The 26,183-nt window shown below is 46.5% G+C and carries 33 protein-coding genes; 7 read left to right on the forward strand and 26 right to left on the reverse strand.

Annotated elements, in window-relative coordinates; translation table 11 throughout:
• Positions 1–402: 402 nt before the first annotated feature.
• The 13 genes from ACXAGR_RS10285 to ACXAGR_RS10345 all read right to left on the reverse strand — a co-directional run bounded on the left by ACXAGR_RS10285 (position 403) and on the right by ACXAGR_RS10345 (position 9,218).
• A complete protein-coding gene (locus ACXAGR_RS10285) occupies positions 403–933 on the reverse strand; it encodes a hypothetical protein (RefSeq protein WP_474849893.1) in 531 nt (176 codons plus the stop codon).
• A complete protein-coding gene (locus ACXAGR_RS10290; protein ID WP_474849895.1) occupies positions 926–1,228 on the reverse strand; it encodes a hypothetical protein in 303 nt (100 codons plus the stop codon). The genes ACXAGR_RS10285 and ACXAGR_RS10290 overlap by 8 nt, the downstream gene beginning before the upstream one ends.
• Positions 1,225–1,440 carry a hypothetical protein gene (locus ACXAGR_RS10295; RefSeq protein WP_474849897.1) on the reverse strand — a complete coding sequence of 72 codons (216 nt, stop codon included), beginning with the start codon at positions 1,438–1,440 and terminating at the stop codon, positions 1,225–1,227. Before ACXAGR_RS10295 ends, ACXAGR_RS10290 begins: the two co-directional genes overlap by 4 nt.
• A 65-nt stretch (positions 1,441–1,505) precedes the next feature.
• Positions 1,506–1,925 (reverse strand): hypothetical protein, encoded by a 420-nt coding sequence (locus ACXAGR_RS10300; protein WP_474849899.1) that lies wholly within the window; start codon positions 1,923–1,925, stop codon positions 1,506–1,508.
• A gap of 63 nt (positions 1,926–1,988) precedes the next feature.
• Entirely contained in the window at positions 1,989–2,792 is an 804-nt protein-coding gene (locus ACXAGR_RS10305; protein WP_474849901.1) for a hypothetical protein, read from the reverse strand.
• A 202-nt stretch (positions 2,793–2,994) separates the two neighbouring features.
• Positions 2,995–3,639: a PH domain-containing protein gene (locus tag ACXAGR_RS10310; RefSeq protein WP_474849903.1), complete on the reverse strand. Its 645-nt coding sequence runs from the start codon at positions 3,637–3,639 to the stop codon at positions 2,995–2,997.
• A 658-nt stretch (positions 3,640–4,297) separates the two neighbouring features.
• Positions 4,298–4,978, reverse strand: a complete 681-nt coding sequence (locus tag ACXAGR_RS10315; protein WP_474849905.1) for a hypothetical protein — start codon at positions 4,976–4,978, stop codon at positions 4,298–4,300.
• 260 nt (positions 4,979–5,238) lie between these two features.
• Complete coding sequence (locus tag ACXAGR_RS10320; RefSeq protein ID WP_474849907.1) at positions 5,239–5,925, reverse strand: hypothetical protein; 687 nt, start codon at positions 5,923–5,925, stop codon at positions 5,239–5,241.
• Between the two features lie 563 nt (positions 5,926–6,488).
• On the reverse strand, positions 6,489–6,785 hold the full coding sequence (locus ACXAGR_RS10325) for a hypothetical protein (protein WP_474849909.1): 297 nt from the start codon (positions 6,783–6,785) through the stop codon (positions 6,489–6,491).
• Positions 6,786–6,787: 2 nt separating this feature from the next.
• Positions 6,788–7,261 (reverse strand): hypothetical protein, encoded by a 474-nt coding sequence (locus ACXAGR_RS10330; RefSeq protein WP_474849911.1) that lies wholly within the window; start codon positions 7,259–7,261, stop codon positions 6,788–6,790.
• Positions 7,262–7,298: 37 nt separating this feature from the next.
• On the reverse strand, positions 7,299–7,913 hold the full coding sequence (locus tag ACXAGR_RS10335; protein WP_474849913.1) for a hypothetical protein: 615 nt from the start codon (positions 7,911–7,913) through the stop codon (positions 7,299–7,301).
• A gap of 73 nt (positions 7,914–7,986) precedes the next feature.
• Entirely contained in the window at positions 7,987–8,988 is a 1,002-nt protein-coding gene (locus ACXAGR_RS10340; RefSeq protein WP_474849915.1) for a competence protein CoiA family protein, read from the reverse strand.
• Positions 8,985–9,218: a hypothetical protein gene (locus tag ACXAGR_RS10345; protein ID WP_474849917.1), complete on the reverse strand. Its 234-nt coding sequence runs from the start codon at positions 9,216–9,218 to the stop codon at positions 8,985–8,987. Before ACXAGR_RS10345 ends, ACXAGR_RS10340 begins: the two co-directional genes overlap by 4 nt.
• 202 nt (positions 9,219–9,420) lie before the next feature.
• Here ACXAGR_RS10345 and ACXAGR_RS10350 point away from each other — a divergent pair, with 202 nt between their 5' ends.
• Entirely contained in the window at positions 9,421–9,624 is a 204-nt protein-coding gene (locus tag ACXAGR_RS10350; RefSeq protein WP_474849919.1) for a hypothetical protein, read from the forward strand.
• Positions 9,625–9,709: 85 nt separating this feature from the next.
• On the opposite strand, the gene ACXAGR_RS10355 is transcribed toward ACXAGR_RS10350, so the two are convergent.
• The 4 genes from ACXAGR_RS10355 to ACXAGR_RS10370 all read right to left on the reverse strand — a co-directional run bounded on the left by ACXAGR_RS10355 (position 9,710) and on the right by ACXAGR_RS10370 (position 12,158).
• Entirely contained in the window at positions 9,710–10,420 is a 711-nt protein-coding gene (locus ACXAGR_RS10355; RefSeq protein ID WP_474849921.1) for a hypothetical protein, read from the reverse strand.
• Positions 10,421–10,483: 63 nt separating this feature from the next.
• Entirely contained in the window at positions 10,484–11,089 is a 606-nt protein-coding gene (locus ACXAGR_RS10360; protein ID WP_474849923.1) for a hypothetical protein, read from the reverse strand.
• Between the two features lie 186 nt (positions 11,090–11,275).
• On the reverse strand, positions 11,276–11,692 hold the full coding sequence (locus tag ACXAGR_RS10365; protein WP_474849925.1) for a hypothetical protein: 417 nt from the start codon (positions 11,690–11,692) through the stop codon (positions 11,276–11,278).
• Positions 11,693–11,747: 55 nt separating this feature from the next.
• The gene (locus tag ACXAGR_RS10370; protein ID WP_474849927.1) at positions 11,748–12,158 is read right to left on the reverse strand and encodes a hypothetical protein; all 411 of its coding nucleotides are present in this window, start codon (positions 12,156–12,158) and stop codon (positions 11,748–11,750) included.
• Between the two features lie 289 nt (positions 12,159–12,447).
• On the opposite strand from ACXAGR_RS10370, the gene ACXAGR_RS10375 reads away from it, so the two are divergent.
• Entirely contained in the window at positions 12,448–12,657 is a 210-nt protein-coding gene (locus ACXAGR_RS10375; RefSeq protein WP_474849928.1) for a hypothetical protein, read from the forward strand.
• Positions 12,658–12,750: 93 nt separating this feature from the next.
• Here ACXAGR_RS10375 and ACXAGR_RS10380 read toward each other — a convergent pair whose 3' ends face one another.
• The 7 genes from ACXAGR_RS10380 to ACXAGR_RS10410 all read right to left on the reverse strand — a co-directional run bounded on the left by ACXAGR_RS10380 (position 12,751) and on the right by ACXAGR_RS10410 (position 20,085).
• Entirely contained in the window at positions 12,751–13,020 is a 270-nt protein-coding gene (locus ACXAGR_RS10380) for a hypothetical protein (protein ID WP_474849929.1), read from the reverse strand.
• A 5-nt stretch (positions 13,021–13,025) separates the two neighbouring features.
• Positions 13,026–13,916, reverse strand: coding sequence for a hypothetical protein (locus ACXAGR_RS10385; RefSeq protein ID WP_474849930.1), 891 nt, complete (start codon positions 13,914–13,916; stop codon positions 13,026–13,028).
• Between the two features lie 1,290 nt (positions 13,917–15,206).
• Positions 15,207–15,914, reverse strand: a complete 708-nt coding sequence (csf3, locus tag ACXAGR_RS10390) for a type IV CRISPR-associated protein Csf3 (RefSeq protein WP_474849931.1) — start codon at positions 15,912–15,914, stop codon at positions 15,207–15,209.
• Positions 15,915–15,922: 8 nt separating this feature from the next.
• A complete protein-coding gene (gene csf2 / locus ACXAGR_RS10395; protein ID WP_474849933.1) occupies positions 15,923–16,984 on the reverse strand; it encodes a type IV CRISPR-associated protein Csf2 in 1,062 nt (353 codons plus the stop codon).
• Positions 16,984–18,369 (reverse strand): RNA-guided endonuclease IscB, encoded by a 1,386-nt coding sequence (iscB, locus tag ACXAGR_RS10400; protein WP_474849935.1) that lies wholly within the window; start codon positions 18,367–18,369, stop codon positions 16,984–16,986. Before iscB ends, csf2 begins: the two co-directional genes overlap by 1 nt.
• Before the next feature lie 298 nt (positions 18,370–18,667).
• Positions 18,668–19,429, reverse strand: coding sequence for a type IV CRISPR-associated protein Csf1 (csf1, locus tag ACXAGR_RS10405; RefSeq protein ID WP_474849937.1), 762 nt, complete (start codon positions 19,427–19,429; stop codon positions 18,668–18,670).
• On the reverse strand, positions 19,423–20,085 hold the full coding sequence (locus ACXAGR_RS10410; RefSeq protein WP_474849939.1) for a hypothetical protein: 663 nt from the start codon (positions 20,083–20,085) through the stop codon (positions 19,423–19,425). The genes csf1 and ACXAGR_RS10410 overlap by 7 nt, the downstream gene beginning before the upstream one ends.
• Before the next feature lie 100 nt (positions 20,086–20,185).
• Between ACXAGR_RS10410 and csf4 the strand changes: the two genes are divergently transcribed.
• The 5 genes from csf4 (at position 20,186) to ACXAGR_RS10435 (ending at position 24,640) form a co-directional block, all read left to right on the forward strand.
• Positions 20,186–22,642, forward strand: coding sequence for a type IV CRISPR-associated DEAD/DEAH-box helicase Csf4 (gene csf4, locus ACXAGR_RS10415; RefSeq protein ID WP_474849941.1), 2,457 nt, complete (start codon positions 20,186–20,188; stop codon positions 22,640–22,642).
• A 151-nt stretch (positions 22,643–22,793) separates the two neighbouring features.
• On the forward strand, positions 22,794–23,231 hold the full coding sequence (locus tag ACXAGR_RS10420; protein WP_474849943.1) for a hypothetical protein: 438 nt from the start codon (positions 22,794–22,796) through the stop codon (positions 23,229–23,231).
• A gap of 61 nt (positions 23,232–23,292) precedes the next feature.
• Positions 23,293–23,655 carry a hypothetical protein gene (locus tag ACXAGR_RS10425; protein ID WP_474849945.1) on the forward strand — a complete coding sequence of 121 codons (363 nt, stop codon included), beginning with the start codon at positions 23,293–23,295 and terminating at the stop codon, positions 23,653–23,655.
• Positions 23,656–23,750: 95 nt separating this feature from the next.
• Complete coding sequence (locus ACXAGR_RS10430; protein WP_474849947.1) at positions 23,751–24,347, forward strand: hypothetical protein; 597 nt, start codon at positions 23,751–23,753, stop codon at positions 24,345–24,347.
• On the forward strand, positions 24,344–24,640 hold the full coding sequence (locus ACXAGR_RS10435) for a hypothetical protein (RefSeq protein WP_474849949.1): 297 nt from the start codon (positions 24,344–24,346) through the stop codon (positions 24,638–24,640). The genes ACXAGR_RS10430 and ACXAGR_RS10435 overlap by 4 nt, the downstream gene beginning before the upstream one ends.
• 394 nt (positions 24,641–25,034) lie before the next feature.
• On the opposite strand, the gene ACXAGR_RS10440 is transcribed toward ACXAGR_RS10435, so the two are convergent.
• Both ACXAGR_RS10440 and ACXAGR_RS10445 read right to left on the reverse strand, forming a co-directional pair.
• Complete coding sequence (locus ACXAGR_RS10440) at positions 25,035–25,601, reverse strand: hypothetical protein (protein ID WP_474849951.1); 567 nt, start codon at positions 25,599–25,601, stop codon at positions 25,035–25,037.
• Between the two features lie 9 nt (positions 25,602–25,610).
• The gene (locus ACXAGR_RS10445; RefSeq protein WP_474849953.1) at positions 25,611–26,147 is read right to left on the reverse strand and encodes a hypothetical protein; all 537 of its coding nucleotides are present in this window, start codon (positions 26,145–26,147) and stop codon (positions 25,611–25,613) included.
• Between the last annotated feature and the right edge of the window lie 36 nt (positions 26,148–26,183).

Below are 26,183 nucleotides of genomic sequence, written 5' to 3' on the forward strand. Positions count from 1 at the left end.
CCGAGGCGCGTGATAAATCTTAAAGGATTTCCTGTATTCGTCATCAAGGTTGTTGTTAATGTGAAATGAGGAACCAGAATACTGCCCTGTTGAGTACAAATCAAATCAAGGCATAAAAGTTTGAAAAATGTCGCATTTAAGTTTAAATATACAGTGTATTAATTAAACGCATAGTGTAAAGCTGGTGTTAGGCACCGTAATCCTGCCGTCATTTTGGTATTTATTTGTAAGTAAACTAAAAACGGGGGATTACCCCCGTTTTTGATATTGCGCCTGCTAAATTACTTATCCAATTGTAGGGGGTTAGCTGCCTTCTTGCTTCCTTTTCTTAAAGCTGCGTAATCTATATTGGTCAGTATGACACTTTACTGCTTATGAGGCCTTAGTACTCTCATACAGAAGTTAATGCAGTTCTTTTTCTTGTGCAGCTCCCTGCGCCCATTCCAGCATCTCCACCAGCTCATCAGCGCTGGCGAACAACCGGAAGAAATCATCCGTCCATGCGTCAGGTTCGCCGTGCCTGAACAGGGTGTAGATCCCGCCAGAGCCATTTAAAGCCTCAGAGAGCATCTCATGAACACTTTGTGCTACGTCGGCTGCACTGGTCAGCAATCCTGCTGAAATCGTCTCACAGGGCAGGTAGTGCTCTGTAAAAGATGCAATAAATGTCAGAGACAGCTTCCCGTCTTCCTCACTGGGCCGGACATCAAACAGTGCCTTCTGGTAGGCATTAATGGCACTGATAAGTCTGTCCAGTACGTCACGGGGCTGCTGCGTTCTGGCGTAAGGTGCAGGAAAAGTGAATGTCACCTCTGCGCTGTCAGCTTCAAACTCATTGTCATCAAGAGAAAATGCAGCCACCAACCGGAAGTTGCCCTGTGAGGGCGTGTCGAGTGAAGCGCGGAGGAATTCGCTGGGTACAGGTTTATTCACAGGATGTCTCCCTGATATCAGTAAAGCATTGGTTTTCGTCCAGCCAGATTCGGGCTTTCAGTGAGAGGTAGGCGTTAAACGCAAAGAGCAGAACACCCAACTGGCCATTATCAGGCAAGGAGAAAAAGAAAACACTGAGTGCGATAGCAATAAATAACGACCATCGCTCGTACTGCAAAAGTGTATTGCGCTTGTTGATATAAGCAACGGCAATCTTTAGCCAGAGCGGTGCTTTGTGTTGCCACGTTGCGCTGTCGCGATCTATTATTTTCATGCTTGATTTTGATGGCTTCATACCAACTCCGTAGAGTCACAAATTTCTTTTACCTGAGCCATTAGTAGTGCTTTCTCCAGCGTGTTCAAAACCACCGGCTTGGGGTTGTCCGGATACGAAAGTGATTTCAGGTTGTTCAGTTCATCCAGAGAGGCTGTTATCGGCCTTGCAGTGGAAGGATGTGCCAGTCTGACAACTCGGTCAGGCGGGCAGTCGGCAATAGTCAGTGTCATTATAAATACTCCGCATAATTGAAGTATTATATTCCATTGATCCTGAAACTGCTAGGTGGTCGCGATTAATGCTGCGCATAAATGGCATTCTTCTCCTGTTCGGACAGGGGAATGATCTCGGCATCAGTTCCGATATTTATCCACGTTGCCTCACTGAAAGATTCAACCAATGCTTGTTTTAGCAGTGTGCCATCAGGCAGCAGGCAATGACGCAGTGAGTACGCATAGCGAGGATAAGCGGTAAAGTCCTGATCAGAGCGTGAGGCAATGCGAAAAAGCGGATACCTGTTGTCAATCAGCGGCTGTAGGCTTGGCAGAGCAAAAGGCGGATAGGTGGACGATGGTGTTTCGCAATACCAGCCAATCACAGCGCCGTTTTCCGATGCCAGTGCATGGCCAAATTGCAGCGTGTCACCTAGTTCGGCGATAATCTGTTGAAGTGGCTTGTTGGCATCAGCTGCTGGAATTGCGTGATATATTGGCATGTATCTGGTCTCAGTCTTTAGGATGAATCTATAATAACACAAACTCACTGTCTAGTCAATGAATTAGTTCCAGATAGTGTAAACTAGAAACGTGCCGTAAGGTCTTTCAATGTAATGAGTAGATAGTCCTTTGTTGAGAACAAAGTCTGTGTTTAATGCTTCGACAGTGGCAGTGAATTGCTTATGTTCAGCGTTGCTGTGAATACTTGTAAATCCGGTTACTGATGTCATCTCCAGCGTTAGATGCAGTGTATCCGGTGTTGTTGCCTTTGCATGGATCTCCCCCCCATACCGGAAAGGCTCGATGGTAGCAGGATTGCTCTTGCCTATCTCAATGGCCTCAGTGCCTTTGGTCATGTGGTAGGACTGATAATCCAGCGTATCGCCTTTTGTGGGAATAAACCGGTCTATCAGTGCGGGGAAAATGTCCTTTGACTCGCGAGTGACATACTCAATAGCAATCACCTTGATGGCAATGCCTTTAGAGGCAGGACAGAGATTAGGAACGAGAGGTAAATGCGCGTGCGTATCGGTATCGCTGGCAATGGTGGAATGTTTCGGCGTAAACGCCGTCCATGCACGGGGTATGTCCTGATCTTGGCTCGTGGTCTGTGCATTTTGCTTTTTGCATAGCGTGTAAAAATCCTCTGTGAATGTTTTCAGGTGATCTTCCAGCTTCCATTGTGTTCGTGCTTCATGACGTTTCGCGCCCTGATTGAATGCCCGCAGTGTCTCTTTAAAAAGAATGCTGTCTGACTGCGATAATAAGAAGTCAGCATGAGCAGGCCTGTCATTGAATCCAAAGGCGCAAAGCGAGGTAGTGGTCAGCCAGATACCGGCGAAAAGTTGAGTAAAAGATATGTTCATGTGTTACCCGAAAAATAGAAAATCCGTAAAGTGTTAGCAGCATTGATGTTTGTAAGAATGCGTGTACTGGTGGTAGCGTATCACTGGAAGTATAGTGCAGCAATTTCAGGTGGTATTATTTTCTGATAACCTGTTATGAAAAGGTAGTTGAAGAAAACAGTGGGATGGTCGAGCTGATGAATCCACCAGCTCGGATAAAGCATTAAAGGAACTCAGTACTGAATGCCTTTCTGCGTTCACGCTCGGCTTCCAGCAGCATGGTAATATCTTCTTTCAGGGCAACAGGATCTTTTACTGCGGCAAGGTAAACGCCTTTTCTGCCGTCCGGAGTCTGAACTGAAGGAATAATGCCGGAACTCTCCAGACTGGGATCATTGCTGTAAATAACCAGATGCCCGCGCCCTAACAGACGAAGCAGGAGGGGTTTCTTGATGCTGATATCAACGATACGAAATAACTGTGTCTCGTCCAGTTCGCGGCTGAGTACGCCTGTTTCGAAATGGATAGAGCGCGGAGTCAGGCGATAGTTTTCAAACAGTATTTGAATGTAGCGCCAGAGGATCTGAATAAAGCCAAATGCGGTGCATGCCCCTGCGATGTAGCCAAGCATGGGGGTATTATAGAGCATAACCTGCAAGGAAAACAAAGGTGAACCCTCGGTAACATAGGGGATTACAATGCCTTTAGATGATGCCACTGAAATCGCGAACAGCGTGCCGAAAATTGAGGTAAGCAGTACAGATGGTAACAGCAGCCACTTTGAGGGTGAGGCTTTCCATAGGGTCAGGTTCTGGTTTTTCTCTTGCGTTAAGTCGACACCTTTCAACTTCACATCTTTATGCGCCATAATAAACAGCCTTTTAAAATTAATACATCGTATAAATAGAAAAGTTATATTACCTGACGGATGAAAAAGAGCCAAGCGGGAATTGGTGTTGCAGTCAGATTCAGGCGCAAAAAAACCGCCCTAAAAGCGGTTTAAATGCGGATTGGTTGTCCGGCCTGCACAGAAGAAAACTTGGTGGATTCACCTCTATGAAGACAAAAGGCTAAGTCTAGTGACATCTGTATATTAATTCAGTGGTGTCTTGCTGTCAAATTATTGAGCGATAAATCAAGAGTGGTGAATAAAATTGACTTTGTAGGCTAATGGTGATAATATATAACCGTCAACTAGGGCATTTCAAGAGTGGGCGCAAAGGTGGTTTCCTCGCGGCTCGTCTGGTAAACGGGTTAGTCATAACTCTTGGTGCTAAGTCTGGTGACTGCTGACTACCTGTTCGAGCGAGGCAACGTTTACTGACATCGGATAGGGTGGCACTCCTTACCAAAGGAGGTTCAGGATGGATATTGTCAATGTTGTTATTTCCGTCCTCACTTTAGTCTTGCTTGTGCTTCGGATCGCTTGGACTTTGTTCCAGTTTTTCCAGAAGAAAAAGCAGACTGATTAGGTGACGTAAAAAGGGAGCATATTTGCTCCCTTTTTGTTGCTGATAATTAAACTGTCAGTCTTCGTCAACAATGATCTCATCGATAGCGAAAAAGGTGTATCCCTTACCAATATCATCAGTGTAGACAGAGACAACACTGCACCCGTCGAAGTGGCCGGATGAAACAGCGGGGGTCAAAGAAGCATTACTGTACATGGATGAGTTATTGAAAAGATGACTCCACGCACCATTTACAAGGCAGCTGACAGAAAATCCGCCTAAATTGCCGTAACCATCACCAACCGCGTGTCTCCAGCGAACAGTAAACGTGCCGGTAACAGGACGGTCAAGATAGTAGCGTGCGCGGATAGCGCCGCCATAGTTCGCAAGAAAAGTGTCTGTTCTGGTGGCGGTGTCACCGTCAACAGCCCGCATCGCTTCTTCTTGGGTGTTGTAGTTTGTGTTACCACCCCATGCGATAGGGCTGTAAGTCCATGTGATCGGTTCCTTCGGCGCTTCATCCTCAGCCTCAGTGTTATCCGGCGCTGAATCGTCAGTAGAGCCACTGCCTGTATCAGTTGGCGTCTCCCCTGTATTTCCGGCGCTATCGCCGGAGCCAGTGCCAGATGCAGCGGTTCCCGCTTGGATTTCGGGTAGTGCCGTCTTGCCGCCCTGAGCGCGGTAAACAAACTGCTGGGCGTTTACTGAACTGGCAAACATGCCAGCAATGCATAGATATAATAACGTTTTCTTCATAATAAATACCGGTTAGATGGAGCTACAATAAATAATACCTCGTATAAATATAAAACAAAATAGGGAAAATGTAAATTGAAGTAAATTTTACAAAGAGAGATGATTTGCTTGCGCTGAAAGGTTGGCGGCTCACGATACAGGAATACAATGCTGTTGCTGGGGATGTTTGGATTTGTGTCGGTTTTCCGGAGGGATAGCAGATTTATCAGATGATGTAAAAAGAGCATGTAATTATGCTCTTTTTTTGCGCCTGAGAATTATCAGTCCTGATTAACCTCGATTTCATAAATATCAAAAAACACAAAGCCTTTGCCAATATCTGAGGCGTACACAGCAACAGTGGTGCAGTTCTGGACATAGCCGGAAGTCGTGGCAGGTGTGTAGCTGTTATTACTGTACATGGCGCTATTTGCAAACAGTGTCACCCATGCGCCGTTAACCATGCAGGTGACATTGAATTTGCCTGTATTGTTATATCCATTGCCCACGCCGTGTCGCCAATGAACAGTCACCGTGCCGCTGAACGGATGATCGGCATCGTAAAAGGCGCGTATAGCCCCGCCGTTTGTAGCCAAGAATGTATCAGAGCGTGTTGATAAGTCTCCATCAACAGCCATCATGGCTTCGGCAGTGGTATTGTAATTCCCGTAATCGCCCCATGTATTAACTCTGTGAGACCATGTGATAGGTTCGGCGTCAGTTTCCGGCTCGCTCTCTTCATCGTCAGAAATTACCTCCTCTGTCGCTTCGCCGTCACCGGTTTCCGCAGGTACATCGCCTGCATCTTCGTTAGTAGTGACGCCTGAGTAGGCTGTGCCTGCTTGGATTTCTGGCAGCTTTGCTTTGCCAGCTGTAATGCGGTATATGTTCTGCTGGGCCTGAGCCATACATGTGAACAGGGCTGTCATGCAAAGTGCCGCGCAGAGTGGTAAAAGTTTTGATTTCATAATAAATACCTATATAAAAGACCTCAACAAATAATATACCGCATAAATAGTTCTTGCAGCAATTATTGTGTAAAGAAGTAAAAAATTCTACCTGAGTTTATTCGCTCGCACGGCCTGCTAGGTTTTTTAATCGCTATCTCTGTATGTAGACACAAAGATCGTCTTCGAGATCGTCTTCGCGGTTTCCATGTACATCAAGGTCAGTGTATATCATTCAATGCAGTTTGAGCGATTGGCATGACTGAGGACGGTAAAATTTCCATTTTCATCTAAAATTGCTTCCGGAGCGTCAGTTTGTAGTAACGTGGTTACCGACGCACTACAGGCAACAGGGAATTGGCTGTTCTTCATAAAACACAGTAGCGCGGAAGCGTTGTATGAGTCAGTCGTCAGGGAGGCGTAGAGGCGTCACAGGAGAGAAACGATGGAAATCTTCGACACTCTTGAGTTTATTTTGCTTATCCTTCAGATCCTGAATGAATGGCTTAAACTCAAAAACAAGCAGGACAAATAGACGACGTTAAAGGGCAAAATAGGATTTCAGCCCGCATATGCGGGCTTTTTTATCGCAGATTCGGAATAAGTTGATTCAGCCAGTTTGACAGAAGGGTGTCGTTGTCTGAGTTGCGCTGTTGTTCGACAAACAGAGGTATTCCGATATTAAGAAAAGGGGGGTTGTCGGAGCCAAGCCACCACAACTTTCGTTCTGCATCAAATACCTGTAGTTCATAAATGATGACTTCGGGAGCGAAAAAATCAGTGTTTGCAATAACCTGAAAGCGTTTTTCGTTCAGTCCTTCTATTGCATATAGCGTCCCTAGCGGGTGGTCGTTGTCCAGTAGTATAAGTCGGCTATCCACGGTTAGTGCCTCTCGTTATTCCGGTTGTCTTTTGTTTGTTGAACAGGAATATAGTTTGAGTTACTCAAGAGCCATGCCAGCGGTTTTTTTAATTCTGGATGAGACTGAGAAAGTTCCTGTAGTCGGGAAAGGCCACCAAAAGCGCTGACAATATCCAGTGCGGCTTGATGATGACCATGCACTTGCAGATAGCTAAGGGTGATAGCGAGAAAATCCTGATCATTTTCTTTTTGAATAATGTCACTTTGTAGTTCGGACACCTTATTTTCAAGATGCGCGATAAGTAGCGTTAATTCATTTTTGTCTGCCTTCCAGCAGGCTTTCTCTTGTTCACTCTGAATTTTGAGTTCAATCAAATCCCGATTGAGGGCAAAGTTTTTTCTCATTGCCTCATTCAGTTTGGTCGACTCATTTTTGATGCGGTTGTTCAGGAACTTGACCCTGTTTCTCAGAGTCAGCATTTCATGATCATTCATGTTGTGATAAAACCTCTCAGTCAGTGAGGTTATTTTATCAACAATCCACCAGCTTGTCAAGTTCCTCTTTTTTGATGCGTTCTGTAACCTTATGAACTACCTGAGTAATCCATTCGGGGGTGTTATGAGGGAGTTGTTCTGAAAGGTGAAAGGCAACGCCTTTGCCGATAGCGTCAGTGAGTGACATCATGCGCTCATGTAGCATAGTCGAAGAAAACTTCATGGTTGTGTGCATACCTCGGCATAGTGATGCCAGTGTAAATTCTGCCTGCCGAATGCATTCTTCCTCAATGCGGAGAGCTTGGCGCTTTACATCAAATAATAGCGTCGCAATGATCAGGTCGTATGCAACTTTTGCCTGTATGCTATCTTCGTCTTTGTCGTCAAGTTTGTCATAGGCAATCTTGGCATTTAAGGCTGTGACGTCACTAATATCCTGCAATTGTGTTTTATAGCTGTCATTAAGCTGGCGAAGTTCTTTGTTGGCTTCTTTTGTCTGCTCAAGTTGCGCTTTCAGTTGGTTAATTTCATCAAGCTGTGCAGTAATAGTGTCAGCATTTTCTGTGAGTTGCCGGATGTGGTTGGCTTCATCTAATTGCGCTTGAAGTTTCTTGTTCTCGGCCAGCAGGCAGGCGGCAGGTAGTGTTTGCATGATGGAACCTTATTAAATACGTCGTAAATATTGAGTGGAGTATAAAAAAGTCCGGCGCGATGTGCCAGTCCAGTCAGCGTTTTTTGTCAGGCAAAAAAGCGTCAGCAAAGACTGTTGAGTGCTGTGCCAGTGTAGCTGATGGTGAAACAGTGGAAAGCTTGCGTGCTATATGTGCTTCCTTATAGTTATTGTGAGGCATATCAGAAAATACCGCGTCAGGCATTGTGTGCAAAAAATTGTCGCCCTGAGATGCCCCGCAGTGAGCGCAGGTATTCATCCAGTATGCGCCTTTGTATGTTTTGGAAAATCGCCATGAGAGTGTGCGGGGGCGCGGTGCGGGAGGTGGTGTTTTCCCGAAAGGCGTATCTTTCCACCAGAATACAGGGGTCTCTTTGTGGCACCGGAAGCATTTTTCTATATCTGCGACATACGTAGCAGCGGGATCGTGCATGGGTGTGTATAGTTGACGGGGAAATCCTGCTTCATCACAGGCTTTCACCACTCGCTGCAAGTGATTTTTGCACGGGCTGCAAAACGATGGCTTAAGTCCGGACTGGAGTGCGTGCCAGTGGTAAGGATCTTCAAGCACTGCCTCAGCATCCAGTTCAATCCATTTTACAGGTAGCGTCGTACCCTTGTGGGAGTCTACTTCGTGAGTGTGGCAGATCTCGATAGCCAGAACGGCGCTGTCCTGCTGGTAAGCCATGACATCGCAGATAAAGCCACCAGCGCCGACCTCTTGCTTGGCATGACTGAATGCCGAGGCAGGAAGGGGGAGGGTAAATGCAGTGCCGCACGCATCACAGGGTTTATGGATGTTGATAGTGGCTTCGCGCCTCGCGTGCTGGTGGATGGTTTGTTCGATGACCATCTTTGCCGTCTTGTGCAGCAGACTTTCCTGACTACAGGGTGCGTCGGTGGGGTGCGCGAAATGCTTTGTTCGCAACTTACCCTCTCTCAAGGTCAGCTTGCTGTTGCAGCAGGGACAGGCGTAATGCTTGCCTTTGTCTGCCATCGACACACAAACGACCTCACCATCGCTGGTCAGGCCGTAAGGGACTTTGAGTTCGCTCATGTGTCTTTACGGAACCGGTAGTGGTCGGTGCCCACTTCCTCACAGTCTTGCTGATTCAGGACGTCCTGCGCTGCCTGTGTGGGAATATGGTTCTGATCGAGCAGTCCTGTAAGTTGCTTGAAGTCAAAATACTTCTCAGCAAACTTGGTTTTTGCCAGTGAAATTGCCTTTCTCACCTCGGATGAGGTTGGAGATAAGGTAACACTGTTCCATGCGTCTACGATAAGCATAAAATCTCCTTAGAGGTGAGTGAGTGTATGTGGGTATATTAACACATATATCTTCCAAAGTAAAGGTCTAATTCAGGTATGGTGGACGCTGCCAATTAATACCTAATGAAATTTTTTGATACCCTGTGAGGCACGCAATTATGCTACAATACAGCTATTCTTGCAGGTAGGTTTGCGGTGATTTTTTCAGGAGCGACAGCAAATGGATATTCTGAAAACAGTGGTAGGTTATGTTTTCGAGGTACTGGGTCGTGTGTTCTCGCTGGTGGTGATGTTGCTGAGCGCAATTCCCTCAGATGATGACACTGACGGCAAGCATGCCTCGGATTCAGATGCGCGAAATCCGGCGATAGACTGGCGTGGTCGCATGCCGGATGATCCTGATTACCGAAGTGACAAATGGTGAGTGCGCAAAAGTAAGTTTTAGTGCTCAATTAGGCAGATGAAAAAAATCCCTGTTTGAACAGGGATTTTCTAATTTGTCTCTCTGCTTACTTGACTGGCAGGCCTTTCACGGATAATACCTGTTCATCATCCTCTGTTATCGAGACAGTGATCATTTGTCCGGTGTTTTTAGACAAGTAAGGTTTAGCGGCTGCTACCATTACGGGGAGCACTTTTCTTAAGTCGCCGGAAGAACCTGTTGATGTAATGGTTGTTCTCCAGATCTCCTTGCCTTGTTCGTCAATTCTGTACTGATTGAGGTCGATGCCTGTTAGCGACAAGTAGCGTGAGTAGGTGGTGTACGTGCCGGAGTGTGTAGTGGAGCCGTTGATCCCGTAGCTCGGCCTGTAGGTCGTATTTGAATTTACCGTTGCCGTGTTGCCATACACACTCACGGTTGAGTTCGTGGTGGATGATGATATGCCAGTCCTTCCATAGGTAGGTATAGTATAGGTGTAAGAATTGCTCCTCGGCTCGCCAATTCCATAGCCTACAAAGATGGCCAGATCGGCATCATCAAAATCTGCCGCTTTGACGAAACCTTGTTCGGCGAGCGCCCGCTCTACATAGCTGCCGTATTCAAGGAATTGCAGGCTGTCTGGTAAGACGCCTTTATTTTCGGATAGCAGCACGTAGCGTTTAAGCTGATTGCTCTCCGGAGCGCTGATAGAATCGACGTTAACGTTGAAGTTGGGTGATGTTGACTGACACCCTGAAAGTAGAAATACAAATACGAAAGTGAGAAGCGCATTCTTCATAATGATAGTCCCTTAATTGATTGATTTAAGTTGTTTTTCTTGCACTTTACATTATATCCGGCGCTAGGTCGCGGATTCCTTTGGTTGTTCGAAGAATGCCTGACACCGGTACTCTGCAAATTCACGTAGCAAGGTATTGGACTCGTATCGCTCACCGAGAAAATATTCTGCATTTTCGGCACAGAAAGAGTCGAGAATCATCATGCGAATAACGTCGTTGTCCGATAACTCGTCAGAAAGTGACATCCCGAGAGTTGGATTTGCTTCAAGCCATAGTTTTCGCTGTTCAGGGCTGAGTGTGCGGTATTTAGCTATGCGATCTGCATGTTCGTGGATATCCTCGTTTAACTGCTCAACAAATGACATATCCTTGTGGCTAACGTAGCCATACCCGAGATTGTCCATAATGCGGTCTACCCACGGGTGCCAGCTGCCGTGATACTCTTCCCGAACAAGCTTTAGGTAAGCGTCGAGTTCGAAAAGCGCACTCAGGCTCGGCCTGTGGAGGTGCTGCAAGGCATCTTGTGTTGTGTTATGCCAATATTTCGGGTTCTTACAAAGAGAGGCGCGGGAGTGGCCTTTGATACTGTAGAACAGTGCCGATAATTCTTCTTTTGCGACTTCGGCTTGGCGCTCTGTGATTTCGTGGTTGAAAGATGGTTTGTTCAACGCGATCCCTTTATCTGGAAGAACTTTTTATTTTACAATAGTAACACAAATTGATAGCAAGGTCAACCTTGAGTTTTATCTTCGGGTTCGCAAAATCCAGCGATGGACTGGCGTAGTCGCATGCCGGATGATCCTGATTATTGAAGCGACAAATGGTGAGCGAGCCGAAGCACGCCCAGTCATGCGCTACAGGACAAGCTTCTGTACTTTCGAGAGGTTTGTCAGTAGCACGACGTCGCGTGGGCCAAATGTGATGATTTTACTCAGCACTTTCTTTAACTCGTCCTGAGATAGCGAGTCCAGTTCGGTCTGCGTATCAACGCGATATTCCTCGCTGCCTGCCATGCTATCCTCTACCACCACAAGGTAGGATTGCATGGCGTCGACGAACTCACCTTCCTCGGGATCAGCGTCGGTGGTGAACATCGGTGGATTGTCGACGTTCTCCAAGGCGTAGTCGGCCAGAAAGCCATCACTAACCGCATCGCGCAGTAATTCGTTCAGGCCATCGGCTATACCTCCGGTGTCTTTTGAGTCCTTTGCGCCGATAAGCAGTCTGGCAGTGATAAGTGCGTGCGGCGCATTAGCGGTCAGTGCGTGCATAATAGTAACCTCTGATTAACGAATCGGTTTGGCGGCATTATACCGCCTGAAAAAATTACCAAACGATGATATTGTCTTTGTCGGGATGAAGTGACACTCGGCTTACGGCGCATTTTACGATGTCCAGCGATGTCTGGTAGTCTGCGTCGCTGGAAGGGGAGGGGATTTCGCCGCTCTCCAGCATTTCGTACCACTCGTCGTCGCTCTTCGTGTGGTTGTCACGATAGTAGGTAAGCGGTTCATCATAAGCGTTTCTGTCGGCCTCAAGCGTGGCCGTGGGCGCGTCAACCTGAAGAATGACCGCTTCGTCGCACTCCTTTTCGCATTCCTCAAGCGCTTCGCCAGCGAAATATTCCGCGATGTCCTCATCATTAGTGAGGTATGTGTCTTTGTAGGTGCCAAGCTCAAGGATGTTTTTCGCTTTGCATCCGCAGGTGCCGTGAAGTAACGTAATTGTGGCAGCCATAGTAAATCTTCTCCCTCTCAGTTTGTTTTTTTATAATATCACACAAAGAATAAAAAGTAAAGTAAAAAATGATTATGTTATTGACTTATAGATCCGGTATGTTATATTAATGATGTATTAAAACTGGAGGTATTTATGAAGGTCAAAGATATTATGCCTGATACAGTGAGTGCGGAAGACCGCTTACTCGGCGTTTGTGGTGACATTACACCACCACGTATTGATATTGAGGTAGGCGTATGGGCTTAAATGAAAAATCTTACTCGCCACTAAAAGAGTGGAATGATTAATGACTAAGTTATTATCGCAAATGAAAGCTGAGGATATGTCTCAGCTTATTTCGTTTAAGACGCATCAGGCTTTTAAAAAGCCGTTTGGCATCGCGAGAATACAGCGTCACCTGAGAATTGGTTACAACAGGGCGTGCTGGTTGGTAGAGGATGCACTAAAGCAGGGTGTTATTGAGCCGGATGGTAATGTATATCGCTTCAGCAGTTAATCTTGTCCTGTATTAAAAAGAAATCATGATAACGTATCATGATTTCTTTGTTTCTGGCCTGCCGGAAATGCACACTGCGTATGGAGGTTGGCGTCAGATAAAAGCAATAACAGGCCGCATCTCCCACTCTGTCACTTCTTCTTCATCAAATTCCTCATAAAAGACCTTTAGAATGATACAGCCGTGCTTATCCGGCTCTTCGACAGTAAAGCGCAAAAGTTTGCCATACATACTAAGGTACTGCTCGCCACTTAGCAGGTGCTTCAGTGCGTCCTCAATGCGAGGCGCTGAGTTGGTAACAATAACGCCTGTGGAGTCGGCATGGCCGGTGCCAAAGAAGATTTGGTATATTGGTTCTGCCATAGGAGTTAACTCACGGTAATGGTGATTTCGTCGCCTTCGCCTTCCTTCAGGAATACAGAATAATCAATGTTTTCTTCGCCAGCGGCAGGCACATGGTGTTTGGTGGCTAATGCGGCGAGTGATACGAACCAGTCTGCGGTTTGTCGGCTGTCAGATCCCATTACACTTTTCAGGTGTGACAAGATGCCGATGGCGGGTGTTGCTGCCGCCGCAAATTCTTTTACGTCTTCCTGAAGTTCAGCAAGCTTGCTTTCTGCATGGATAGAGTGGTCGTAGGTCTCTTTCAGGGCGCGGATTTTGGTGTGCAAATCCAGCATGGTTTCTGGTTGCGATTCGTCAAGCCAGTTCCAGTCTGTGGCTTCCCGCAAGAGCACCAGCGCATAATGCAAATCCTGAAGCACAGCAATACCGGTGGTCAGTGCATGGGTATACTGGACTTGATTATTTGCGGTCAGAAATGTCGCGGGTGTGGATTTGCTGAAATCTACGTACGTCATGCCTGCAATCAGTTCATGTGGATTTTTGATCAGATGTTGAGAAGCCTTAAGGTGCGCCTCCGGAAGCGGAAAAGCACATGGAATTACAGATTCCGCAGGCATGATTGACACCTGATAGATGCGCTCCATTGCGGCATGTTCAAAGCTGTTGCGCTTTGCATCTTCGTTGTCTTCTTTTGCGCTGATCCAGTTCCACTCTGTCGCGCTCGCGGCTGAGTTTGCAATTCCGGTTATCAGGGCTTTGATACCTGTTTGTGCCACCAGCACATTGGCCAGCGTTGTCCGGATAAGATGGCTGTGTGCCTGATCTTCAGCCGAGAGACTGTCATCGGACTGTTCCACGAGGAAGGTGGCAATATCGTGCAACAGAGTTTGTGAAAAAGATGGCGCGTGATGCATGAGCACTCCTGTTAATTAACAGACAAATAATATCACTAATAAAATATAATGTCAATTAAATTGCGGTTACTTTCGATGCCTTAATACCTACTTAAAAGCCACTATTTTCAGTGGGAAATGTTTCGGTTGAAGACGAAAATAATCGTCGTTATTCTAATCCGCCTATGTGACGGGTAACCTGTTCCGGTAAGTCTTAAAGCGAGCCGTCCTATTCTAATCCGCTTAAATATGGCGGGTAACCATAGGTGAGTGTTTCGCCGTCCTGCTTGATAATTCTAATCCGCCTACATGACGGGTAATTCACCGACCTTCTTCAGTTCGTCGTCAAGATTATTCTAATCCGCCAGTATGGCGGGTAACCTATGGCAGCAACGTTTTTTGCGCATTATGCTGTTTTAAGCCGTCTGCATGACGGGTAACTACACGCTTTTTGAAGTATTGCATTATTAAAAATTCTAATCCGCCTATACGACGGGTAACTGTTGTCGCCGTTGAGTATGTTTACTACCGAAATTCTAATCCGCCAGTATGACGGGTAACGAGAGAAATGTTATAGTTGCTTACAATTGTATTTTTTTATCCGCCTATGTGACGGGTAACTGGTCGAATGAGGAAGGCACCTTGCTATCATCATTTCAAGCCGCCTATCTGACGGGTAACACGGGTACAATTTAACTTGCCATTCTCGATAAGCTCTAAGCCGCCTACATGACGGGTAACACATCCAGACAAAGCGAGAACTATGAAAAGCTTTTCTGATCCGCCTACATGACGGGTAACCAGTACTTTCTAGTTGCGGCACTTTCCCATAAATTCTAATCCGCCTATGAGACGGGTAACACATCCAGACAAAGCGAGAACTATGAAAAACTTTTCTAATCCGCCTACATGACGGGTAACAACAGTGCGGTTTGTACGTCACGGCTCGCGTTATTCTAATCCGCCTAAATGACGGGTAACACACACGCCGCCATTATCAGGCATTCCCAGCAATTCTAATCCGCCTAAATGACGGGTAACTTCAGGGTTGGCAGATGTGGGCATGGTAGCCAATTCTAAGCCGCCTACAAGACGGGTAACCGAACCGAGATGGACGGATTACATGTTCACCTTTTCTAAGCCGCCTATGTGACGGGTAACTTCTTTATCCAGCGTTTCCACTTCATCCAATCATTTTAAGCCGCCTGTGTGACGGGTAACAGGAGAATTTATTGAAATTTAAACGCAAAAACAGCGAGTTAATGCCATAATTTGCATTTTACCTTATTTATATTGTTAAAGAGCGGGAGATTAGGCTAAGCCACAAGGGATAAATGCCTCTTGTGACTTCGTTTTGTCCCAGTAGGGCGGGTGACATGTCGCCATGATAGGGGTGTCGTCCTGCAATAAAGAGAAGGGTTTGACGCGCTGCTTCCATAGCTCAGTGGCACTATCATCCTCTTTGATATCAACATGAGACAGTCGGCCAAGACCTTGACGCCGCCGTGCGCCAATGTGGGTTACCCAGCCGCTATCGACAAGGTATTCTTCTAAGAAGTCGCCGTCAGCGATGCAGTAGGCGACCATTTTACTCACCGATGTTGTATTGTAATAGCCTAAAAGATTGCGTTGATGTCCACGGGTTGTGTCGATTTTATTTTTGAATGACAGGGGTGGCAGTGGCTCGCCTTTGTATCGGCCAATCATGATTTTGCCTTGGCTGGCAAGCGCTGCCATTTCGCCCACGTCTTGGCGTTGCGTGTAGAACTGTCGGCTGTGCATCATGGCCCCTTCGGGTATCAGCGCGGACGCCTTGTATACCCATTTTCCGTCCTGTTCGTGCCTCTCGATGGGCATATCCTCAGACAGCGCTAAAATGTCATCATGGGTTGCGTTCTCATTCAGTGTAATGAGGTTGTCCTGCGTGACCGCATAGGCGAGTAACGCATCCAGATGCAATGGCATGGCAGGGAAGGCCATTTCATTGGCAAGGTGGAAGGTGATTTTGTACGGTTTCATGAAGGCACCTATGCGAGATTCGTAAAGTAGCTGATCATCTCTTCCTTTGAAACTTCATTAATAGCGGTTTCTGCGTCGCTAATTGCCGATTGTACGGTGTCTGAGAAGTTTTTGTACGTAAACGCATCGGCTTCGTCATAAAGGCTTTCTTCAACCGTCTCATGGATGTCGAAGTTATCGATATCCATGATCATCGATACCACTTCGAACTTACCAAAATTAATACGCCCGTATCCGCCAAAGTAGTTGTCGTCAAAGATATCCTTTAGGCCGATGAGGAGAGCGCCAAACTGGGCTTCATTTACATCCGGATCGATAGTCACGCTGAAATGCATCATTGCGCCAGTGGCAATGCATTCAATAGAGAGCCAGTTGGCAACCGATGTCTTCTTCGTAGCGCCTGATTCATCGCTTTTGCGTGCTTTATCGGACGCTTGGTTGTCTGTAAGGTATTTCGCAACACCCTCTTCACCGCCTTCCACAGCCTTGATGACTTTATCCATTTGCAGGCCGCGAGCAACATCATCCACTTTAAAGAAGTCGCGTTTTTCAAGCAGATGGTATGGTTCAAGATGAACCATTTCATCGCCCCGTTTTATCATCATGTTGTCAACAATCGGCTGGAGCTTTTCTTTGGCAATGGGAAAGATCCCAGCATTGACAGTGTGGTTAAGGATTGGGGCAATATCAGAGACCTTATACCGACTCTTCAGCGTCCGCGATCCGCCACCAAACAACCCCATATAGACATGGCCTTGGCTACGTACCAGCTCTTCTACGCTGACATGGCTTTTGTCAGGTTGTGCGCTGGACGACCCTGTTTTCATACCGGTGTAGACATTGGCAGGGATCGGGCCTTGGATGTCTGTCATAACGTCAATGATGCGATCAGCAATGGCACGGCGTAATCTGCCTCGAATTCCATTCCCGAGAAAGCAGGGTACGGATTTCTGCGCAATTTTCTTGCTTTGTGTCAGTGACATGTTGCCGTGAGCTTTTGACTGATTGTCAGGGTAGGCAACGTGCCAAGGTTGAGTAGTGCGTAAAATAATATTAATGGTGTTTTTCATCAAAAATTCGGCAAGGATACCGCGACTCGATTCTTTGAATGAGTCGCCGGAGGAATTGCCGCTCCATAGTTAAAGTTGTAACCATCGCTGCGCTGGGTTATCCGACAATGTTTGTAGGATATGCCCTGCACAGCCCCATTTTCTGTTTGTACATTAAAATAGCCACTCTTACGAACAGCGACCCGTCCAACATGCAGACCTTGTTTTTTACCAGTAGGGACGTTGGCAATCACCAAATCCCCTGTTTTAAATCCGTGAACGACCGATTGTGTTTTTGCAGACGTTCTGGGGAAGCCATACTTGTCTACGCGACACATCAGCCGTGAGCCATGCCCTTTGGCTGAAGCAATAAGGATATGATTGCATTCCAGAGATACCTCACCACCGTTTTGACCGATGCAGGCGGCATCAATCCAATGGTCTTTAGGGTATTGCTGCTCAGAACGATGTTTTTTAGTCAATCCGCCTGACCAGAACTGCGTCTGTGGAACGATGAATTTGATTCGATTACCGACAGCGTAACGGGTTGCATTAACCGCAGCCGCGTCTTTCAGCGATGGGCGATAACCTGCCATAATGCGCTGCATGCTTTTAGACCGCATCAGGTTTAGTTTGTCACCGCGCTGTTGGCATAGCGTTGACCATGCGTTCGGATGTAGCTTGCCTTTGTCCTCGTTGCATTCTCGGCAACTGATGACATGGTTAGCCAGTCGGTTTGAGCCGCCCAATGCTTTCGGGATGATATGCTCTTTCTCAAGCACCACATCCTTTGTCAGCCCGTGACAATAGGCGCAGGTATGCTGGTGTCGGTACAGTAAGTATTCGCGCATTTCCCAGCCGAACAATGAGCCTTGCTGGTAGTCCTTTCCGGAAATGTCAGGGTTTTCCATAAACTGCATATCAAAGCGCACCGTTTCCACATTGGCTGACGTCACAGGAACGAACCTGCTTAGACGCTTTGTCCACGTCTCCACATTGTGTACTCGTGACATTAACGAGGGTGGTAACCATCCGGCTGGACGGGTTCGGTTTAAAAAACGCGGCTGACGATAGCGCGTCTTTCGGTGTCGTCGTGAGCGACGGATAGCGCGACGGCTTTCCAGTGCATCTCTGATTTGCTGCCCACGATGATTGATATGTTGCCCGTAGATAGCAGTGTGACCACGTTGGAATAGCGAAACCAACGCAATGCCTGTGGTTTTGCTTCCCGGATCGACATTCAGTGAGACAGGTTGTGTTTCACCGCCTTGTCTTTCTTTAAGGATGATGGTGAACGGATAACGACGAAACACCGCTGCTTTGCCATCACGCAGGAGCTGACGTGCTCGCGCAGGACGACAAGGCATCAAAGGTTGCTTCTGATTGTCGAGTACCAAGACTCTCACGTTATCCAAACTCCAAAATTATTGTCTGTTACCAGACGGATCTCCACAAAAGTGGGTAATGTTTGCCTCGACCCTGTTATTCGGAGGTTTGAAGAAAACGACACTGGCTTAACCCGTTACACCTGTTTAATCGTTTTCCGCAGAGCGTGGAACTGGCAAATCATCCCACGGTGCCTATCTATTCTCCGATAACGGCTCCATCAGTTACCCGATGGGGTCTGGTCAACTCAGGCTTCCATGCCCCGACTTAATTCGCTTAGCGAATAAGTCGCGGGTCGTTGACTGGGAGTTCCCTGACTTAAAAAGTGACGGATTCTGGTTTTTCCAGCTTTTCGGTGAGGCAAAAATCGAGCGCCCAGCATTCCTGCGGGGTTAGTGTGAAAAGTGGCTCAGCAACTTTCGCTGCCTCTTCGTTTTCTTTGATGATTTCTGTCAGCCAGCGTTGTGGTTCGCTTTGGTTCACCCTTTGGCCTTTCAGATCGCTGTATGTAAAGGGCTTAAGATTCTGCGCGTCTTTTATTTTTTTTGCCTTCTCGCCGCGCTCAGTTGCGTGTTTTTCCGCAATTTCGCGTAAGGCATTCACAGCAGAAACCGCCTGATGAAGGGGTTTCTTTCTGAGTTTCACCATGTCGTCGCCGTGACGAATAAGAATGAGATCGTTGCTGATATTGACAGGCGCACGCCACGCGACGTGCTGAGATTTGGTGACGCCGAGAATAAAAAGGTAAGGGGGTTCTGGCGGATTCATTAGCCAGTAGCCGCGATGGATCTTTTTGTTGGCAGGGAACACACCGTCTTTGCAGAAAATATGCGCGGAGTAGTTTTTCTGAAACCGTTGATCTGACATCACAGCTGCGCAGCCATCACAACGATACTTGGCGCTAAAATCAGCGATGTCACGGGCGTTGGTGAAAGTGGCTGGCAACTCTAAAGGATCGGCAGGTTCGCCTTGCTTTATGCCAACCCCGCAGACGCCGCAATGACAGTTTTCGTCAGCTTTTTCCAAAGCGACATCCGGCAGATTACAAAGGTCTTTGATGAAGGCTGTTGGACTTAACATATAAAGTGACCGCCTTTGTTTTTCGTATAGATAAGTCCGTGGCCTCTTGAGAGCAGCTGCCCTGCCTGCCATAGCCCTTCAAGCTTGAGGTTCATGGCAAACTGACCGGATGTTTTGTTGTAGAAAAGGCCACCTTCACCGTTGCCGTGTCCGGCAGGAATCCCGACAGAACGGGTCTCAAAGATGGAGAGATTAAGTTCCTTCTCGGTGGGCAGGATGTCGAGGATATCTAGCTTCACGGCATTTTCGAGCATGCGCCAGATCATATGCTGCATGTACTGTGCATCGGTTCGGCTGTGCAGTTTGACGTTTTTACTTTTATCAACGCCGCCACTGAGTGAGTAGATGACGGGTTCATCAGTGGGGTATGCTGCCCGTTCCCGAGTTAATAACTCAACACCGGCATTGATACCCATGTGGTTAAGTACTTTGATGGCGGGGGTCAGAACGCGATTCACCATACTCTCATTGATTTCTGAGACATAGCCTACCCATCCCTTTCCACCCACAAATCGGCTCAGCGGGTAAGCGTCGACACCTTGTCCGTTTTTGTAGTTAAAGATGTCATCCATACTTGGGTTGTTGACTTCTTTTGCTACAGCTTTTCGCAAATCGGAAGGGTAAACCGTCACTCCCCGGGGGAGTTTGAACTTCACAATATGTTGCTGCATAGGAACCGTGATAATGGTTGTTGTCGTTGACTTTTTTTCATACTAACCTTAGGATTTTACCAAGTCAAACCCATAGAGATTTATTTTGCCGAAGATTAAGATACCCAACAAGATATGTACTGCTCTTTTGCCGAATGCAGATGTTGCAAACCTCACGGCTGAGCAGGAGGGTGAGATATCTCAAGCTGTCAAAGATATGATTTCGCAGGCGGTAAAAGAGAAGCTATCGCTCGGCAAGATTAAAGATGAGTACGAGAGTGAATTTGCATTTCATAAAAATATCTCGTTCCCGCAATTGATAGACAGGCCGATAAAGTTTCTTTCCAAACAGGAAAAAGAGGTGCCGTCTCGCATATGCCTGAGGCTATTAATAAGTGCGTTTGATAAAGGCTTCCACATCGAACACATCTCTGCCAAAGAGAATAAACTCAGTCATTATCTGTCATCGTTAGGGTATAGCAGTCGCCATCATCAGGACTTGCTGTTTGACTGTATGGATGAGGCATTGAATAACGGCAAGTGCGGCATCATTGAAGGCGGGACAGGAATAGGAAAAACGCTGGCAATCTTTGCTAACGCCAATGAGGTTGCAACGCACAACCAGCAGAGGGTGGTCATTGCCACCAACTCAATCAGTAACATTTATCAGTACGTAAATGTGTATCGGGATTTGGTTGATGCAGGGCATGACGTACAGCCTGTTCAGGTGATCTTGGGGCAAAGCTCGTTTGTCTCTGTGGAAAGGCTGAATGCCCTTGTTGAGGAAGAAGAGTATTCGCATTATCAGGATGTGGTAAGGGAGTGGCTGAGGCAGGGAGCACGTTCAGAGGAAGATAACGAAGCGCTGGCGTCGCATCAAGTGGGTTCAATTGAAAGGTTATGTCCGGACTTGCCTGCGTCGGAAATCAGCTTACAGCGCTATGAGACAGATGATCCCGGCATGGTGGCGTATCGTGAGCAATTTAATTTAAGCGATTCCCCGAGTGCAATCGTGCTATGCACCCATGCGATGTTGTGTGTGGATGCGAAAAAGCGCGTTTTCCGCAAAATAGATGATGACCAAAAGGCAGTCGCCGATGAATTTAACCAGCGGATAGAGCAGTTAATCGAAAGGCGGGAAGCGTCAGATTCGCAATCGGAAAAGGTTAGTCTGTCATCTGATATCCGTCGTGCTATTCAGGAAAAAGAAGCTGTTATCAGTGCCATGTTTGGCGACAGTTTAGTGGGTGTATTGCCGCAGTATGATTTCCTGATAGTGGATGAGGCACACTTGCTTGAACAGGCCATGTCTGATGCACTTAGTCAGCAATTATCCTTTAAAAGTGTGGTAAGAGGCATCAAGTCCCTCGCTGAGTCAGGCGTAATCGCTGAATCAGTGTACAAACGGGTAAGCGCCATCGCGAATGAGATACAACAGTGTTATGACGGCGATAACAATCAGGTATGGATAGGTGATGAGTATAGTGATCTGAAGGATGCAGTTCGAAGATTCTGCGCTGCTATAATCAACGCAAAAGGGATGAAGCAGGCTAAGTCACCTTTGCTGGATGAAGTCAGATATCTGTCTAAATCCCTCGAAAAAGCAGGGGATTACAGCAATCGTTTGTTAATTAGTTATTCTCCGCTCCGGCATTACCCGCAAGCGCTTATGGGTAAGGTGAATACCAACAGCTTTTTAAGTGCCCTTTGGAATCAAACAACTGCCAGTTGCTGTGTGAGTGCGACGCTGTATTTTAAAAAGTACCTAGAGTACAGCGCCTCCTACTTTATCGATGTGCTCAACATCCCTGCGGGTCGATGCATGACATTTGAGCCTATCAGTCCGCGCTGGCTGAAGGAGCCGATTAAAGATTTCTTTATTCCCAGCAAGGAAGATCTTGCCTTCTACCCTGTAGAATCATCGATAAAAGACCGCGCTGAATATGACGAAAGGTTAGCAGCATGGCAGGATACCATAGCCAAAAAAGTGGCTGAAATCTATCAAAGCGCGGCGGGCGGTGTGCTGGTATTGATGACCTCATTTGCCGATGTGGAAGCGGTAGCAGAGAGAGTGCGGGATAAAGTAGATACTCTGGTGCTTGCTGACGGGATTCATACACTGAGCAAGCAAAAGGAGCAGTTTATCAGTGCAACAAAGCAGGGCGGAAGACCGCTCTGGTTGGCACTGGGAGGTGCATGGACGGGTCTGGACGTCAATGGTAAGGATATCGGGCTGTTACCCAGTGAGATTGGTGAGAAGGATAATGTCCTGACCGACTTGGTTATTCCGAAAATACCTTTTGGTCTGAACATGACGCTCGCCCACACGGTTCGTAAGCAACAGCGATTCAACAGGGGGAAGCTTGAAATTATGGATACAGCCATTCGCTTTAAACAAGGACTGGGCAGACTGATAAGACTGGAAGGGCAGCCGAAAAACAGAAGGGTGTTTATGTTGGATGGTCGCATACATGATCCGAGAAAGAGGGGGTTTTATTCGCCGATCATTCAGCTGATAGAAACCTATCCGAATGTAAAAACGATGACGCCGGATGAAGGCTAAATGGCTGGCGTGTACTGGACAAGGATTTTGTATTTAAATATACAGACTATTAATTGACTGCAAAATAAAAAGTGCTATAATCAATTCATAACATAAGTGATATATATCTAACATATACGAGGTATGAGTGATGATGAGCATGCAGGAGAGAATGGCTAAGGCCAAGGCTGACAAGGCTGCTGTGAAAGACTTTTTTATTGGGCTGGCGCTTTGTGTCGTTGGCTTTGTGATGCTGACCAGTAAGATTGTTGTCAGTTCAGGATTTAGCATGGGGTATCGCCTCTATCATCATGCAGGCATGTTTGGCACGGGTTTCAATTTAAGTATCACGACGGGTATGGTTTTCATTCCGATGATAATCGGGATCATGTGGCTGTTTGCCAAGCCTGAAAGTATTTGGGGCTGGACACTGGCGGGTCTCAGTTTTCTGGCAATGATTTTTGGTGTTATCGCGTCGTTGAAAATTACGATGCTGCCAATATCGACGTTGATGCTGGTGATCATGCTGGTCATTGCATTTGGCGGACTGGGGATGTTGTTAAAGGGTATTTGGGGGTTGTACCACTCACCTGAATCTGTTGACAATTAGTTGCAATTGTGATAATATGATAACATAGTTTGAAACCAATATTACAGAGGTTAGCTAGGCCATGTCACTATCTATTGATGCGATTATTACTGGTGCTGGCACGTCACACTACGCTTCACGCGACCTTGGTGTGCGTGTCGAGTATACGGGGGATAAGTACGGACTTAACGACCAGCTTATACATAGTGGAACTGACCCGATGCTGGAGATTTACTGTATGCCTGAAGATCCTCAGTCAGGCAAGCCGTGGTTGGTGTCCCGTTACACGTTACCGGTACTGGATGCTCAGGTAAAAGGGGGTCGTGGCCTCTTGATTGAAGAGGACTTCAATGGCAAATTCGCTCTTTCTGTGGAGCAGGCTGCATCCCTGCATGAAAAAGTCATCGCAGACTACAGGGCCAATCTGGAAGCTTACTTCGATTAAAGGTGTCAAAAGAAATACCTTTGCATATATTCATAAATTGACAAAACATTAAAATGAGGATATTATGTGAATATACAACGAAAAAGGATACCGTCTTGAGCAGTTCATTATCTCACTACATAAACGCCTCTTCTGAGGTGTTCCGTCTGATCCTGCGTATTCAGGTTAATGCGTTGGGTGTTGCCAACCCGCAATACACAATGGATAAGCTAATTGACGTCAGCGGCTTGGATGTTGAGGTTAATCAGCGGTCAGTTAAACTTATTGGCGTGGACTATCTTGTACTGGAAACCTTGGAGCGAATCCCGCTATTTGAGGTGCTGGAAAGTAAATGCAACCTGCTTTCTCTTATCGACATGGTAGAGCAACTCTGGAATTCTGTGTATTTGAAGATCACCGTCAATAAAGCTACAGCTATTTACCCAGTGTCGTTTAATTACGCGGGCCTGTTGCAGGAAAATGTCACTCTGGAAGAGATCCAGAATTCGTCTCCGTTCGGTATACCAAATATTGACTTCGACAAGCTGGCAGAAGAGTCGGGGTGGAGTGATACAGGCGGAGGTTGGCGATTCACCTTCGAGACCTTGATGTCTGCCATCAAGGAGTTGTACATGGTAGGAGCAAAGCAAACGGTAAGAAACCCACATGATCCGTTGATTGTTGCGGAGTTTGTAAGGCAGGAGGAAGCGTGAGCGAAACTCAGAATCCAAGCAAGCCCCGTCAGAAGATTGTGGTAAACGAGCCGCTAAGGGACTATCTGGCGGGATTTAGCAAAATGGGAGATCATTACGTCGCCCGAGGCTGCAAGTTCTTTGTGGTCGGCAGCAGTGGTGTGGAGTCAGAATTATCTCAAAATATCGACTCACAACACATGCTGGATGTAATTGATGCAGATAACCGCTTCATGGCGAGATTCCCGATCAATACTCTCACCCCGCCAATGCTGGATGGGTATATCTCCGGCATTCGTGGCAATATTCATTAATTCTTTCAGGCCCAGCGATGCTGGGCTTTTTTATTGAGACAAATATCCGGCTCAGAAAACAACCTCTAGTTACACAAAATATACAAAGCAATCTCCTTGTACCATTATGAAGAAGTTGAAATTTACTGGAATATTTCATCTACTATTCTAAAAAATCAATGTCGAAAATCGTGCAGAGAAAACTCACAATTAACAATAAAACTACAGAACATAATCCTGATACACCAAGGAAAAAAAGAGCTGTAGATAATAAAGTGGCTTCCCCTTGCATGAAATGCTCTACTATTGTCATATTTTCTAATTCCGTAATCTTACTTTGATTCAGCCTTAATGTTATGCACAAGAAAGGTTAATACCTTGAGAATAACTGCCTTTTTGCGAGATATATTTGTCGTCACTGGATGCTGACATACAGGGCATCCAGTCTTTCGTCAACAGGCTGCAAATGCACACCTTGTTCGCTAGTCTGAATAATGGACTTATCTATAATAGCGGCGGCATACGAGTGAGTCTCGCCATAATCATCATGACGGAAGATAATGACTTTGTACTGAGTACCTTGCTTTTTCAGTTCTGAGAACACCTCGGTCTCTTCTTGAAAAAGTCTGCGTAATATCCTTTTCTCATTTCCTTTTGTGAATCCCTGTGAAATGTACTGATCTTTGAGGTTTTTGATGCGGACGCCGAACCGGTGTTTCAACAACTGAAGGACGTTATGGCATTCATTTTCATTGGCAAACCGAATATTAAAAATTTTCGCTTCACTTTCATTGACGCCACAGATCTCGTCTTTAATTGAGACGGGTAGTCTAAATAGCGTGGGTGTACCAAGCAAATGGCGGGAGACAGCGCGTGCAGTAGGCGCGAATATGGCAACGTGAGTATCGTCGTATTCCGGATAGATCCCTGCATTCATCGAGAGAGATTTTTCCGGTGTAGGTCGGCTATAGAAATGGTTCATTGTCATTCTCTATGTCATAAATTTGCAGAGACTTTCAGGCGTAAGGTAAACTTCTACAATATTGAGAAATCCCTGTATTAACGGCCTGTTCATTTTGCTTTCGTCAGTCCCGTAGCTGTACATATAGAATTTCACACTCAACTCTGGTTGAGCTTTCAGCACACGGTCTATTTCTTTGAAGATCTCAATCTTCTCTTCTGGTGAGTATTCTGCCAATGTCTCGGCGGTAAAATTGCATGCGAGAAATCTGACTTCATCATTGTATGTAGAGGCAACCTGCTGCATAAAATCAGCTGCATCTTTACTTAGATTCAGTGTTGTGAGGTCAAAATCAAACTCGACGTTCATGAATAAATTGATGAGATAGCAATAGTACGCAACAGGTATTGTCACTAACATGCAGGAGAGTAGGGAGCCTGCACCCATCTGCATGGCAATGGAATAAAGGCTGAAGCAAACAAATGCCAGCACGGGGAGCAGGTATTTGTGTTCATCAATTTCGTTGCGAGCAATAAATTTAGGTAGCGTGTAGCTGAAAAACGACATTATTATGATCCTCAAGCGGGCGTGGCGAAAGCAATA

Source organism: Alteromonas sp. ABH4_457 (assembly GCF_056160625.1).